The organism is Pseudoalteromonas sp. SR43-5, from assembly GCF_014163835.1.
Taxonomy (GTDB): domain Bacteria; phylum Pseudomonadota; class Gammaproteobacteria; order Enterobacterales; family Alteromonadaceae; genus Pseudoalteromonas; species Pseudoalteromonas distincta.
On record NZ_JACJEA010000014.1, the window covers coordinates 1 to 15,010 of the forward strand.

Sequence of the window (15,010 nt, forward strand, 5' to 3'; positions counted from 1 at the left end):
CTCGAACGTCTTGTTAAAAACATTGGATGTTTGTCATTCAATATTCGTAACCAACAGAAGCATATTCCACTTAATATAATAGTCAGTTACTTTTAAATTAAGTGGCTTGGTCGAACTATAAGTCACTCAAAAGGACTGTGCTCCTCACCCGTTTTAGTGGACACCTCCTCATCACTATGAGGAGACTAAAATGCCTAGATATACTCAAGCTAGAAAGACACGGTTTTACCCAGTTAATTTCAAAATCAAAGCAGTCGAACTAAGCTTACGAGACGATGTCTTGATAAAGGAGGTTGCTAAGACGCTTGATATTCATCCGTTAATGCTCAGTCGTTGACGAAAAGATTCCTATATTAAACGTCGATAATAAAGGCTGGCGTCATCAAAAGTTTATTCTTAAATTAAGTTCAGCATTACTATTTTAATCGCACATAACATTGACCTAGCCCCAAAAATTAAATTGATTTCGAAAAGTGATAATGTTCAATTTTATAGAGAGTATGAGTGGAATAAAAAAGTGGCCGTAGTACACTGGACTCATAAAGATCCCAACGGATATCATGTTGGTGGTTGGTTAAAACACAAAGGTAAAATATACCAATAGCTTTATAGCAATCTGTTAAAGTAAAAAGGTAAGGAAAACGAAAATGACAATGCAATGGATCGCAATTTTGGCGGCTTTAGGCTGGTGTTTATTACAAGTAATACTTTTGCTTATATCTTCACAATGTATTTTTTTAATGATCGAGTTTCGCTCTGATAATGAGCATAAACTGTATCAAAAACTTCTATCAAACTTTATTAAATATCTTTTTTACTCCTTATTTATTTTACCACTCATCTCTCTAGGTTTGTTTATATATGGTGTTATTAACATTAAAGAATGGTGTGAACTTAAGCCTGGATTGTGGGTATTTGCTGCTTGGTGGGTGGCTCTATTTGTACTTTCTTATGCTCTATCAATGAAGAAAAAATATCGTATTTAAAAGAGTATTAATATCTACCGCCAAAAAGTTTATAACATCAAAAAACAGCTTACTAATTAGCTATATAGTGAATCATAAAAATAATAACCCCACTTTAGAAAGTACTCTCTACTTACTATCACCATACACATTCTCAGGATTTATTTGCATTAGTAGTGCGGGGTTGTCTATCGGTTTAAACCCGTATTGTGCATAAAGACCATGTGCATCAGAAGTTGCTAATAAAAAGCGCCTGAGCCCTTGTAGCTCAGGGTGCTCTACTATTGTTTTAATAAGTAACTTACTCAGCCCATTACCTTGCAAGTGCGGGGCAATAAATACATCGGCTAAATAGGCAAAGGTTGCTTTATCGGTCACTACTCGGGCAAAGCCAACTTGTTCGTTATGAGCGCTGTAAACACCAAAGCACATTGAGTTATCAATAGCCGATTGCATCACGCTTTTAGGTATGCCTTTGGCCCAATAGCTGTTAGCAATAAAGTTATAAATAACATTAAAGTTAAGTTTGCTTTTATCTGTGCTGATTGAGTAGTTACTAATTTTTGCTGTCATACGTTAGTAGTCTTTTTTATCAATGTTTTTATAAACATTTCTATAGAACGTTCCTATAGCCTATAAATAATCTTTAACGTTTTTTAGCTGTTTGTCGTGTACTTTTGAAAGTACTAATAGCGAGCAAATAGCCCCAAATAACGCCAGTCCCATATCTGATTGGGTATCCCACACGTAACCTTGCGTGCCTAAAAACGCTTCTGCGTTTTCGCCGCTTAACACTGCAACCCACCACTCTATTAATTCGTAAAAGGCGCTAAATGCTAAACATACCGAAATAACAAAGGTGATTAACCAGCCTCGACCATTTACTACTTTTTTGCGCAGTAAAATTTCGCGTGCTAGTAGTGCAGGTACAAAGCCTTGAAAAAAGTGCCCTACTTTGTCGTAGTTATTACGCTCGCTATCAAATAAATTATCGAAAAAAGGGACTTCGGCGTAGGTGTAATGCCCGCCAATCATCAGCACTATGCAATGCGCTAAAATAAATGTATATAAAATAGGGGTAAGTTTAAAGTGGCTATAGGTACTTGCCAGCAGCACTAAACCAATAATTGCGGGGATAACTTCAAGCAGCCATGTAAATTGATCTTTTGGGTTAATACCAGACCAAATTAATACAATAAAAAACAGGCTCAACCATAAATACTTCATTTAGAATCCTTTTCTAAATTGATCAAATTTACGGCATTTTACGCCTTTGAAATAAACGACGCTACCTATAGTTTGTTTTTGCAGTAATGCGATTAAACAAAGTAGGAAAAAAGCGCTTAATTGTAGGCGCCCAACCACTCAAACCTTTGCCAATAATCACTTCGTCTTTTTTATTACTTATGGCACGAATCATTTTTGTAGCAGCTACGCTTACATCCATCCCATTTTCTATCGATTCTTCTGGTTTATTTTGCGCTATGCCTTGCTCGTTTAATGAGTTATGCGCAATTGCTGTTTTAATAGAGCCTGGGCAAATTGTTAAACAATGAATGTTATGTTGTGCTACTTCTGCACGTAGGCAATCCATAAAACCAACAACCGCATATTTAGAACCCGAATAACCCGTTCTAAATTTTGAACCTACCTTACCCGCCACACTACTAATAGACACAATTGAGCCACTGCGCCTTACGACCATAGAAGGCAATACCGCTTTAGTCAGTGCAATTAAGCCAAAGTAATTAACCTCCATTAATTGGCGATACACGTTAAAGTCGTTTTCTAAAAATAAGCTACGCTGCGATACCCCGCCGTTATTAATTAAAATATCTATTACAGGAAGCTCGCTCATGTTTGCTGTTATTGTACTCAGTACATGCTCTGGCTGGGCTAAGTCCAGCGGCACAACTAAGTGCCCTTCGCCTTTAAGCGTTGCTTTTAAATCGTTTAGTTTATCTACATTGCGCGCCGATAAAATAACGCGCGCGCCAAGCTCGGCAAATTGTATAGCAAGCTCTTTACCAATACCTGATGATGCGCCGGTGATCCACACGGTTTTATTATTATATTGCATGCGTTATCTGCCTTTTATTATTATTTATTAAGTTTTATTAAGGTACTTAGTAAAGTATTTTACGCCTTTGTAGGACCAGCTATCGCGTTTACTTCATCTTCTAATGTTTTGTAAAAACCCATTAAAAATAGTAGTTCAACAGTTACGTACAAAGGGCCAATAATTAAACCAATTAAATCATCTACAAACGCCGGTTTTTTACCTTCGTAATAGTGCCCAATAAACTGTAATACCCAGCCAAATACAAACACACCTACGCCAATACTCAACCACGGCCAAAGCGCCATTGCCGCAATAGGCTGAGCACCAACAAGGAGTAAAGTGAATATCACGGCCATAATAAAGCCAAGCGAAAAGCTCAGCATAAAATAATAAACAACCGACGCTAATACAAAAAGTTGTGCACCATCAATTACTACACTACCAAGGGGTATTTGAATGCGCGCTAGTAAACACAACGCCGCAAATACAATGAGCGGAATACCAATAAAGTGCGTTAGCACATTACGCTTAGAACGATGATATAAACCATATTTACCAAGTTGCTGTTGAAGTGTTTTCATTGTTTTGCCTTTATTTTTATCTATAAAACTTACTTTAGCAAAAGTAGACACAACAACAATGTCAGGTATCCGACATTTTATAAATTAAACAAATGCAGAAATTATTTTACCCGGCTCATGCTCACCTTGCATATCCGTTCGCTCGCGCCCTTTTTGATACTCTTGCTCAAGCATTTTTTGGAGTTCCTCTATTTTATCAGCAATTGCGCTAGGGTCTGCGCCCTCACTTTGCTGTTCTTTAATGAGCTCTTCTATTGTTGCTTTTAGCTCGTCTATTTTGTTTTTGTTTACACCTAAGCGCTGATAAACCAGCGCTTCTTGAGCACTTTCTAAAAACGTTTGATCTTTAGGCGTTGAGCTTATGCCTTTAACATCATTTGTTTTTTCGTTAGGGAGGGTATTAGTTGCCGCAACTTCGCTTAGTCCTGCCGCTTTATTTAATGCAGGAGAGTTATAGTTACTATATTGATTTTTAAAGGTTATTGTAGTCATTAGCTCAAATCCATTGTTGCGTTACATTATCTGTAGCAATTTTGGTTCCAACTAAATAAAAAAGTCTCTATTTAAGCTTGTGTAGCACGCGCCTGCAACTTTTGTTTATCTAAAACAGTTATGCGTTGATACCCCAAACTAATGGCTTGTAGGCTAACAAGCTGTTGCAGTATTTGATTAATAGTTTGGCGCGTTAGGTAGGTCATATCAGCAAGTTGCTGCTGAGATAAAACAAGCGGTGTTAAGTGCTCAGTATGTTCGCTAAGCATTAAAAGTCGATTGCATACTTTTTGCTCAGCGCTTAGTAATGCGTGATCTTCCATTGAGGTAAACATTAGGCGTAACTTTTGTGCCAGCAATAAACCAAACTCTTGCCAATATTGTGGCTGTTCGTTTAATAGCTGTTCAAGCTCGCGTTGGGGCACGTAAAAAAGCACAACATCAGTTTGTGCATATACATCATGAGTGCGCAGGCCACCATCAAACAAGGTAACTTCGCCAAACCACAGTGATGAATCAATAAAGCTCAATACAGCTTCTTTGCCTTCGTTACTTACGCCACTAATACGCACCACGCCGCTAAGTACGGCATAAATTCCATCGTGCTTATCACCTCGCAAAAATAATGATTGCTGAGCCTTTAGTGAGAGCGTTTTGCCCTGCGTTAATAAAAAGCTTTTTAAATAAGCGCTACGGTTTTTAAACCAATGCCCTTGCTCTATAACGTTTTGCTGCTGTGGAGTCATTATTTACTGCATTTGCTTATTAAATGGCTGTTTTTCGATAACCAATTTTTTAGGGAAATTTAAATCGGTTGCTATAACAAAATCATCGTAAGGATCATTACCCGAAAACAGCTCAGTTATTAATGTATCGTTTTTATAAACATTAACGGTTACACCGCTGCCCATACCGCCTGAGTTAATAATATAGTAGTGATATTCGCCGTTACTAAAAAATAAGATACTCTCGCCAATACGCCCTACTTGCCTGTAGTAACTGCCAAATGGAGCATCTGGTGTTGCTTCTTTTTCAAGCCCTATGTCATTAACTCTACCAAATCGATAACTAAGCGATGAGTCATCTTTTGCAACACAAATAGAAAGTACTTTATCGGTAGGCTCTAACTTGTAGGCTGTATTTTCATCTGGGTTACGCACAACTTTATGCATTTTTGCGTTAATGTAGGCTGCTTCATTACTTTTACAATGTGTTGCTAGCATACCGACCACTAAAGCGGGTTCGTGTGTTTGAGCTGCTGAAGGCGTGTTTACTTTGAGATTAGAGGGTGAGTTACTTACATTATTATTTAGCTGAGGACTACCTTGAATTGCCATACTTTGGTCGTCACAACCAAACAGAGCAAACAAGAAGAAAGAATAAAAGCTCGCTAAAAATTTAATGCGCATAATAAAATCCATCTATGAGAGAGCCTTTAAAATAGCGATAAAACTAGCGACTCGCAACACCTTATGCGCAATACTTTATAAGTTTATTTTTAAACCATCTTCTGCAAAAACTACGTTACTTTTTAGTGATTTAATTAACGATTTTTTAAACAACCACTGGTTTTTAATGACCGATTCATAAACTGAGTTAGAACCGCCGCTTGATGCGATTGCTTCAATTGCGTTGTACATAATCACTACATCGGCATTTTCGCTAAGTTTGCAAATGTACCTATTTTTTGTTGAGTGACCAACGGCCGATTTATTAATTTTAGCTAGTATTAAAAGCTGATTTAAACACCTTATAAAAATATGTAAATAACTAAATTAATCAATAATTGGTTTTCTTATAATAAAATGTTGTTACCGCACTATTTCAAACGGTTTTTTATAACCAATTGTAATTTATAATTTAAATAAAATTAAATCCAAAAAAAATACATTTTTAAAACAATTTAGTCTCATTTTATTAAAACAACAGTTGACCCTATTCAAAATATAAACTAGCATTTCTGGAAGCGCTTCCACAAACTCTAGTTAATCAGATCTTTCTGGAAGCGCTTCCACACATTTGACAATGTTTATAACTACACAATAACAGCCCCATACAAGCTGTTAATAATAATGATAAAAGCGCGAGGGAAACCGAATGTCCAACCATATTGTAAGAAAAACAAAGATAGCGACCAGCCTATCTCTGATTTTAGGTGCATCAATCTCTTTGCCTGTATATGCACAAGAAGCAAATACAGATGTTGAAGTAATCCAAGTTACTGGTTTTAAAAGCAGTATTAAAGAGTCGACTCGTTTAAAACGCGACGCCGCCGGTGTTGTAGATGCAATATCAGCTGAAGATATTGGTAAATTCCCAGATACCAACTTAGCCGAGTCGCTACAGCGTATTACGGGTGTGTCGATTGATCGCTCAAATGGTGAAGGCTCTAAAGTAACGGTTCGTGGTTTTGGCCCCGACTACAATATGGTAACCCTAAACGGGCGTACAATGCCGGCGGCATCTTTGCCTGCAGGCGGTGGTACACCCAGCTCTCGTGCATTTGACTTTGCAAACTTAGCGTCTGATAGCGTTAAATCGGTTGAAGTATATAAAACGGGTAAAGCTAGCATTGCATCAGGTGGTATTGGCGCAACAATTAATATTAATACCGCTCGCCCGCTCGACAATCCAGGCTTTGTTTCAAGCATTGGCGTAAAAGCATTACACGACTCAACAAACCGCGTTGGTGATGACATAACACCTGAGCTTTCGGGCTTAATTAGCTGGACCGACAGTGAAGCTAAATTTGGTGCCTCGTTAACTGCAAGCATGCAACAGCGCGATAGCTCATCAACAGGTGCGTTTGTAAATCAATGGAATACATCAGCTTTTGACGGCACAATCCCACAAGCTGCAGACGATATTGTTTTAACTAATGCACCCGCCGTTGGCCAGCTTTATTCAATGCCATCAGATTTGCGCTACACCATTGCCGACAGAGAACGTACTCGTACAAACGCGCAATTAACGCTGCAATACAGCCCTATTGACGATTTAACAGCCACGCTTGATTACACATATTCTAAGCAAGATTTATTCGAAGCCCGTGCTGAGCAATCAATTTGGATGGATAACTACAAAAGCGCGCTAACGTTTGACGATAACACGGTAAAAACCCCGATTTATTACCGAGAAGAACGTCGCGATCAGCAAACACGCGATTTAGGCTTAGCATTTCAAGAGCTAAACCAAGTTAACCAAAACGACTCTATTGGTTTAAACGTTGAATACTATTTCAATTCAGAATTGAGCTTTATGTTTGATGCGCACAATTCAAAAGCCACTAGCAAACCAGATGCACCTTACGGTAGCTGGGTAAACGCAGGCTTGGGAGCAAACGTAGTTAACGCACAAGAAGTTGATTTTAGCCGCGAACTTCCATCAATGAGTATCGATTTTGATGATTGCCGCCGAGATAACCTAAATTGTAATAACACATTAGATGCCTCTGATGTGGGTACGTCTATTTTAGATTCTAACTTTGCTCGCCAAGAATCTGAAATCACAGAATTTAGAATTCATGGTAAATACGAAATTGAAAACGGCGCAATTGACTTTGGTATAGAGTCTCGCTCTATGGAAAGCCATTCACTGCAATCACTTACACGTAATACAATGGGTAACTGGGGTATAGAAAACCCAGGCGAATTACCTGATGGCTACCTAAACCCAACAAACTTTTTAGCTGAGTTTGACGACTACGATACATCAGGCTCGTTCAACCAAGGTTACACTGGCAGCGCATCGCAAATTGGTTACTGGGCAGGTGAAGAATACGGCTTTAACTTTGCGGCCGATGGCGCATTTGCAACTAACCGCACCATTGAAGAAGACATAACCGCTGCGTTTGTGCAATTTACTTACAATGGTTACATTGGCGATATGCCATACAACATTGTTATTGGCGCGCGCCAAGAGTCTACCGACATTACCTCAACGGCTAATATCGATTTACCTAACGCAGTAGCGTGGGAAGGTAATAACGACTTTAATGTTCGTTTTGGCTCGGCTAAAGAAGATTTCACGCTTAAATCTAGCTACGATCACTTTTTACCAAGCTTTGACTTTGACATAGAAGTAATTGAAAACGTAAAAGCGCGTTTTTCTTATAGCACGACAATTGCTCGCCCAACTTACGATAACTTAAGTTCAGCAGCGACTGTTGGTGTACCAGGTGCCCCTACTCTTTTAGCGGGTTCTTCACCGGCTACAGCGTCAACGGGTAATCCTGGTTTAGTGCCGCTAGAATCAGATAATATTGATGTATCGGCTGAGTGGTACTTTGCAGAAACTAGTTATGTGTCGGTAGGTTATTACACTAAAGACATTGAAAACTTTATTGGTTTAACACCAATGACGCAAAACTACTACGGATTACGCGATGCAACAGCGGGTCCTCGCGCACAAGCTGCCATTGCTGAGCTAGAATCTCGCGGACTTGCTCTAACCGATTCAAACTTATTTCAAATGGTTGCCGCAACAGAAAATGGCGTTGATTTTGACTCTATGACCTACGAAGAGTTTGAAGCCGCTTACGATGTAATTGCTAACAGCGATGACCCATTACTAGAATTTACAGCACAAGTACCTACCAACAATAAAAATGCCACCATTGATGGTTTTGAAATTGCCTTTCAGCACTTTTTTGGTGAAAGCGGTTTTGGTGTGCAAGCAAACTACACCACAGTTAACGGCGACATAGACTTTGATGTAAACGCAGACCCTACTACAACACAATTTGCACTAGTGGGTTTAAGCGATACAGCTAACTTTATTGCAATGTACGAAAACGATGATTTTCAAGCACGTATTGCTTACAACTGGCGTGATAAGTTTTTAAATAGCGCAGCTCGATACGTAAACGAGCCAGGCTTTACTGAAGAATATTATCAAATCGACTTTAATGTTGCGTACAACTACAGCGAACAACTATCGTTTTTTGTTGAAGGCCTTAACATTACTGAACAAAACAGCCGCGAACATGGCCGTACGTCAGTTCAATTGTGGAACCTACAACAGCTAGGTGCACGTTACAATATTGGTATGCGTTACAACTTCTAAAGGTGATACAAAGTAAAGCCGTTAGTTTTTACTAGCGGCTTTTTTGTATTTAAAACAGTATTAATGCTAGTTTAATTGTTATCAACTTTAGGGGGTTAACTCATGACCAAACCAATAATAAAAATAGTCGTTTTAGGCGGTGGCACTGCCGGTTGGCTAAGCGCAGGCTTATTAGCTGCCGAACACCCGCACCTTAATGTAACGTTAGTGGAGTCGGAAAATGTGCCTATATTGGGCGTCGGCGAAGGCACATGGCCTTCAATGCGTAATACCTTACAACGCATTGGCATTAAAGAAAGTGATTTTATAACCCAGTGCGACGCGTCATTTAAGCAAGGTTCTAAATTTATAAATTGGCGCAACCTCAGCGAGGGAGAAAACTACTACCACCCTTTTATGAATCCACAAGGCTACGAGCACACTAATTTACACGCCAGCTGGCAACGCATTGCACCTGATCAAAAATTTGCCGACGTTGTTAATATGCAAAGCTTTGTATGCCAAGCAGCACTTGCACCAAAGCAATTACAAACACCCGAATATGCAGCGGTCACCAACTATGGCTATCATTTAGATGCGGGTAAATTTGCTGAGTTTTTAAAAAATCACTGCGTTAAAAACCTAAACGTTACACATATTATTGATGATATAACCGAGGTTATTAACGACGAACATGGCTATATTACTTCATTAAAAACAAATAATAATGGCGATATAACAGGTGATTTATTTATAGATTGCTCAGGCTCTTGCGCTCGTTTAATTGGTGAGCATTTTAATAGTGAGTTTATAGCGCAAGATCATATTTTATTTAATAACAGCGCTGTTGCGGCGCAAATACCTAATGCACACACCGATCAGCCAATCGCCTCTGCTACGCTATCTACAGCGCAAAGTAACGGCTGGATTTGGGATATAGCCCTGCCAACACGCCGTGGTACAGGTTATGTATTTAGTAGTAAATATCAAAGTGATGAAAGCGCAACAAATACTCTAAAAAACTACATAGCCAAAAGCACCAGTGAGCAACAAGCTGAGCAACTTACCTACCGTGTATTAAAATTCAGCCCTGGTTACAGGCAAAAATTTTGGATTAAAAACTGTGTTGCCGTTGGTATGTCTGCTGGCTTTTTAGAGCCTCTTGAAGCGTCAGCTCTTGCAATGGTTGAGCTTTCAATTAGCATGATAAGCGAGCAACTACCGCAAAACCGCGCCCATATGAGCCAGCTTGAAACGCGTTTTAATGAGCGTTTTAGCACTCGTTGGCAGCGCGTTATTGAGTTTTTAAAACTTCATTATGTGCTAAGCGAGCGCGACGACACTCCTTATTGGCAAGATATTAGTAATTTAAATACCGCGCCCGAGCGCCTGCAAAACTTACTTAAACTTTGGCAATTTCAGCCCCCTAGCCGCTTTGATTTTATTGAAAACGAAGAAGTGTTTTCATCAAGCAGTTACCAATACGTTTTATATGGCATGGGCTTTGATACACAAACAGTATCTGCACAAAATACATTTAACGACCCACGCGCTGGGGATTACTATTATCAGCAAAATCGCGAAAAAATAGCGCAGTGCTTAAATGGACTGCCAAGTAATCGCGCGCTTTTAAATCATCTTTTATCAAATAATGGGCAGCCACATAATGACTAAAACAAACGCTGTTAAAAACGTAGTAATTGCTGGAGGCGGCACTGCAGGTTGGATGGCCGCAGCGGCACTTGCTAAACTAGTTGGTAACAATATAAACATAACCCTTGTTGAATCTGACGATATTGGCACTGTAGGTGTTGGCGAAGCAACAATTCCGCCTATTCGTACATTTCATAAATTGCTGGGTATAAACGAGCAAGCATTTATGAAAGCCACTCAAGCAAGCTTTAAATTAGGTATTAGCTTTGAAAACTGGGGCGATGAAAACACGCATTATATTCACTCATTTGGCGCAACGGGCAAAGAATGTTGGGCGGGTGAATTTCATCACTTTTGGCTGCAAGGTAAAGCACTTGGAATAAACAACCCATTTGGCGATTACTGCTACGAGCTGCAAGCGGCTAAAGCCGGTAAGTTTGCGTTTAATCAGCAAAACCCTATTAACTATGCCTACCATATGGATGCCACGCGTTACGCGCAGTTTTTACGTGAATTTTCAGAGCCACTGGGTGTAAAACGCATTGAAGGTAAAATACAAAAAGTAGTAAAAAACCCTAAAACGGGCCATATAGAATCATTGATTTTAAATAATGGCGAGCACATTAACGGCGACTTTTTTATTGATTGCACTGGCTTTAGAGGCTTATTAATAGAGCAAGCATTACATACTGGCTACGAAGACTGGTCGCATTTACTACCGTGTAACAGCGCCATTGCGGTGCAAACAAAATCAACCAGCGAGACCGTATTACCGCTTACCCGATCTATTGCCCACAAAAGCGGCTGGCAATGGCGTATACCGCTGCAAAACCGTGTCGGCAACGGATTAGTTTATTGCAGCCAATATATGGATGACGAGCAAGCCAAAGCGCTCTTATTAAGTAACATTGAGGGCGAGGCGCTTACAGAGCCACGTATTATTAAATTTAAAACAGGGCGCCGCTTAAAAGGCTGGAATAAAAACTGCCTAGCGCTTGGCCTTGCCAGCGGTTTTGTAGAGCCACTTGAGTCCACCAGCATTCACTTAATTATGTCGGGTATTATTCGCTTTATGCGTTTATTTCCGTTTAATGGCATTACCAATCACGCCATTGACGAATACAACAAACAGCTTAAAAGCGAAATTGAAAATATTCGCGACTTTATTGTGCTGCACTACAAAGTAACTAATCGCGATGACAGTGAGTTTTGGCAGCATTGTAATGCCATGGAAGTGCCAAAAACACTTCAGCATAAAATTGATTTGTTTAAACAAACCGGCCGTGTATTTTTAGATGATGGCGACATTTTTAGAGTCGATTCATGGGTGCAAGTTATGCTTGGTCAAGGCATTGAGCCTAATCAACATCACTTAATAGCCAGCATGATGAGCGACGAAGAACTCACCCGTTTTTTACACGGTATTAAACAGCAAATAGAACAGCGCGTTAGCCAATTACCGCCTCATCATGAGTTTTTAAAGCAGTATTGCCCAGCATAAATATCCTCTTTAAAAAAAGCCCTTATTACTAAGGGCTTTGAGACAACACACAACACACAACACACAATAAACTTAACTTATAAGCACTCTACTACTCACACTTTATTTTTCCTGTTTCAGCGCCTTGTGGTTCAAAGCTAATATCTGCAACTGAAACGTTAAGCTCGCCTGCCGTTTTAATAATAAAAGGGCTGGTTACTCTGGCAAAATCAACACCCTTTTTAGCAAAACACGTTAAATCTATGCTCATGGTTTGCCATGTATTTAAATCAGCATTTTCAAGATCACGGGTAATATCAAGCTCGCCGCCACAGCCTTGTTCGCACTTCATTGCAAGGTATGTTTGTGAGCTAGGTATTTGGTTTACTTTATAGCTAAAGCTAAGGGCGGAATTTGCTTCAATGTAGGCCACTTTGTCTTCGGTAAAGTTACTATTAATTTCGATATAGCTGGGTGCAGTGCCATCAAAATTAAATTGCATCGCATCTTCTTGAATCGCTTTGTCTTCAGTGCGATAAGTAATGCCACCGAGCTTTACACTGTTACTTGCTACTTGGTGCTGCTCGCTGTTTGAATTTAAAAACAAACGCCACGGCGTTTTAAAACTGCCATTAAATATAGATAACGGCGCAAGGTTACTAATATCAACACCTGAGTCTTCATTTAGATTATTGGCAAGCGTACTTTCATCTTTATATGTTAAACCAAAGCCATAGGGTAATAATGGTGAGTAATCAGCATCGCCCTTATTTACTGCGGTTTGCAGTGGCGATTTAGGCCATGAGAAAGACAATTTACCTTTAAAGTCGTACTGTACCTGCCCACTTGCATCCGCTAATAAAACATCTGCAATGCCTTGTCCTTCAGTGCCAGGAAGCCATGCTGCTACAAATGCATCTGACGCGTTTAGCTCGCTGTTAACCCACATTGGTCTGCCCGATATAAACACCGACACCACCGCAATACCTTGCTGCTTTAATGTTTTTAATATTTTAAGAGAGCGTTTATTGTTACGTTCAAACTCAAGGTTGTCTTTATCGCCATGTCCCTCTGCGTATGGTTCTTCACCAAATACAACAATGGCTACATCGGGTTTGGTATTAAACTCACCCGTTGGGCTTAAAATAGCGTTACCGCCAGCGGCCTCTATTTGCGTTTTTAGCCCCGCATAAATAGACGTTGCCCCAGGAAAATCTGCATTTTGATTATTAGTTCCCTGCCACGTAATACTCCAACCGCCCGATTGCTTGCCTATGTTATCGGCCGCATCGCCTGCTATAAGTATGTTGCTTGATGGGTTAAGCGGTAATAAATGGTTGTTGTTTTTAAGCAGTACTAGCGACTCTTGTACCGCTTGGCGGGCAATATCGCGATGTGCTGGCGCACCTATTAGTTTTAATTTACCTGAATATTTTCGATTTGCGGGGCTTGGTTTATCAAATAAACCCGCACGTAATTTAACGCGTAAAATACGTGCTACGGCGTCATTTATTCGCGCCATTGTTATTGTACCCGCTTTTACTTGTTTAATTGTATTTTCATAAAGTGGTTTCCAAGCACCCGTTGGCACCATAAAAATATCAAGCCCCGCATTAACAGCCTGCGGGCAACTTTCATTTGTACAGCCTGCAACTTGTCCGTGTCCGTTCCAATCTCCTACAACAAAGCCATCAAAACCCATTTTTGTTTTTAATACATCGGTAAGTAAGTATTTATTGCCGTGATTTTTTTTACCATTCCAGCTATTAAACGATGCCATAACCGACTGACTACCTGCGGTTAAGCCACCTATATAACCTTGCGCATGAATGTTATATAACACCTCTTCGCTATCAATGTTATCGCCTTGATCGTCACCATCTACTGTGCCGCCATCGCCTAAAAAGTGCTTAACAGTACTAATTACGCGTTTGTCACTTAAAAAGTCTTCATCGGCTCTGCCTTGCAATCCGTTTACAATTGCGGCTGAATACTCACGTACAATTGTAGGGTCTTCTGAGTAGCCTTCGTACGTTCTGCCCCATCGGTCGTCGCGCACAACCGCAACAGTCGGTGCAAACACCCAATCTATGCCTGTTGCCATTACCTCTATTGCAGTAGCTGCTGCAATGCGCTCAATTAATGCGGGGTTATTAGCAGCACCTAAACCAATATTGTGCGGAAATAACGTCGCCCCAATCACATTATTATGGCCATGTACTGCATCAGTGCCCCAAATGGTCGGAATTTTACTGCCATCAATTGAGTCATCAACCGAGGCTTGGTACATGCTCTCAGCAAGTGTTATCCAATCAGCAGGCGTTGCATGCTTATTAGCATTTGGGAACGAGCCACCGCCATTTAAATACGAACCAAAACCGTATTTGCGCATATCTTCAACACTAATATCGCGAATTTCAGGTTGGATCATTTGCGCTACTTTTTGCTCAAGCGTCATTGTTTTTAAGTACTGTGCAATTGTATTTTCAATTTCAGGGGTTTTAACTACCTTGCTTTTAAGCGTTGGCCAAAGTGATAAATCACCTTGCTCATGCTCAGCCTTTTTGGCTACGGCGCCTTGGCTATTATTTGCGTTAATCTCTTGTTTATTACACCCACTTAAAACGCACAGTCCTCCAATTAAAATGGGGAGCATGTGTAACCTGTTAGTGTTTAAGCTTTTTTTCATATTTATAGCCCTGTGTTGTGTCAGTGTGATTTTGTGAGCGCCCAT

14 protein-coding genes and 1 pseudogene are annotated in these 15,010 nt (G+C 40.0%); 6 read left to right on the forward strand and 9 right to left on the reverse strand.

Annotated elements, in window-relative coordinates; all coding sequences use genetic code 11:
- Window positions 1-190 precede the first annotated feature (190 nt).
- The 3 genes and pseudogenes from H5090_RS09870 to H5090_RS09880 form a co-directional block, all read left to right on the forward strand.
- A pseudogene (locus tag H5090_RS09870) lies at window positions 191-334 on the forward strand (transposase); the annotation flags it as partial.
- 126 nt (window positions 335-460) lie between these two features.
- Window positions 461-604 carry a DUF3465 domain-containing protein gene (locus H5090_RS21080; protein WP_232007048.1) on the forward strand — a complete coding sequence of 48 codons (144 nt, stop codon included), beginning with the start codon at window positions 461-463 and terminating at the stop codon, window positions 602-604.
- Window positions 605-647: 43 nt separating this feature from the next.
- Complete coding sequence (locus H5090_RS09880) at window positions 648-986, forward strand: hypothetical protein (RefSeq protein WP_024597909.1); 339 nt, start codon at window positions 648-650, stop codon at window positions 984-986.
- Between the two features lie 108 nt (window positions 987-1,094).
- On the opposite strand, the gene H5090_RS09885 is transcribed toward H5090_RS09880, so the two are convergent.
- From H5090_RS09885 to H5090_RS09920, 8 genes are all read right to left on the reverse strand, one after another.
- Complete coding sequence (locus H5090_RS09885) at window positions 1,095-1,538, reverse strand: GNAT family N-acetyltransferase (protein ID WP_182695591.1); 444 nt, start codon at window positions 1,536-1,538, stop codon at window positions 1,095-1,097.
- 60 nt (window positions 1,539-1,598) lie between these two features.
- Window positions 1,599-2,192 carry a DUF2238 domain-containing protein gene (locus H5090_RS09890; RefSeq protein WP_182695592.1) on the reverse strand — a complete coding sequence of 198 codons (594 nt, stop codon included), beginning with the start codon at window positions 2,190-2,192 and terminating at the stop codon, window positions 1,599-1,601.
- A 61-nt stretch (window positions 2,193-2,253) separates the two neighbouring features.
- Complete coding sequence (locus H5090_RS09895) at window positions 2,254-3,045, reverse strand: SDR family oxidoreductase (RefSeq protein WP_182695593.1); 792 nt, start codon at window positions 3,043-3,045, stop codon at window positions 2,254-2,256.
- 59 nt (window positions 3,046-3,104) lie between these two features.
- Window positions 3,105-3,608 carry a DUF962 domain-containing protein gene (locus H5090_RS09900; protein ID WP_182695594.1) on the reverse strand — a complete coding sequence of 168 codons (504 nt, stop codon included), beginning with the start codon at window positions 3,606-3,608 and terminating at the stop codon, window positions 3,105-3,107.
- 84 nt (window positions 3,609-3,692) lie between these two features.
- Window positions 3,693-4,100: a hypothetical protein gene (locus H5090_RS09905; RefSeq protein ID WP_182695595.1), complete on the reverse strand. Its 408-nt coding sequence runs from the start codon at window positions 4,098-4,100 to the stop codon at window positions 3,693-3,695.
- A 71-nt stretch (window positions 4,101-4,171) separates the two neighbouring features.
- A complete protein-coding gene (locus tag H5090_RS09910; protein ID WP_010553509.1) occupies window positions 4,172-4,846 on the reverse strand; it encodes a Crp/Fnr family transcriptional regulator in 675 nt (224 codons plus the stop codon).
- Between the two features lie 3 nt (window positions 4,847-4,849).
- A complete protein-coding gene (locus H5090_RS09915; RefSeq protein WP_182695596.1) occupies window positions 4,850-5,521 on the reverse strand; it encodes a hypothetical protein in 672 nt (223 codons plus the stop codon).
- A gap of 63 nt (window positions 5,522-5,584) precedes the next feature.
- A complete protein-coding gene (locus H5090_RS09920; protein WP_161792775.1) occupies window positions 5,585-5,740 on the reverse strand; it encodes a hypothetical protein in 156 nt (51 codons plus the stop codon).
- Window positions 5,741-6,197: 457 nt separating this feature from the next.
- On the opposite strand from H5090_RS09920, the gene H5090_RS09925 reads away from it, so the two are divergent.
- The 3 genes from H5090_RS09925 to H5090_RS09935 all read left to right on the forward strand — a co-directional run bounded on the left by H5090_RS09925 (window position 6,198) and on the right by H5090_RS09935 (window position 12,297).
- Window positions 6,198-9,164, forward strand: coding sequence for a TonB-dependent receptor (locus tag H5090_RS09925; protein WP_149602463.1), 2,967 nt, complete (start codon window positions 6,198-6,200; stop codon window positions 9,162-9,164).
- Between the two features lie 102 nt (window positions 9,165-9,266).
- Complete coding sequence (locus tag H5090_RS09930) at window positions 9,267-10,817, forward strand: tryptophan halogenase family protein (protein WP_182695597.1); 1,551 nt, start codon at window positions 9,267-9,269, stop codon at window positions 10,815-10,817.
- Window positions 10,810-12,297, forward strand: a complete 1,488-nt coding sequence (locus H5090_RS09935; RefSeq protein WP_182695598.1) for a tryptophan halogenase family protein — start codon at window positions 10,810-10,812, stop codon at window positions 12,295-12,297. The genes H5090_RS09930 and H5090_RS09935 overlap by 8 nt, the downstream gene beginning before the upstream one ends.
- A gap of 91 nt (window positions 12,298-12,388) precedes the next feature.
- Here H5090_RS09935 and H5090_RS09940 read toward each other — a convergent pair whose 3' ends face one another.
- Window positions 12,389-14,965: an exo 1,3/1,4-beta-D-glucan glucohydrolase gene (locus H5090_RS09940; protein WP_182695599.1), complete on the reverse strand. Its 2,577-nt coding sequence runs from the start codon at window positions 14,963-14,965 to the stop codon at window positions 12,389-12,391.
- Window positions 14,966-15,010 lie beyond the last annotated feature (45 nt).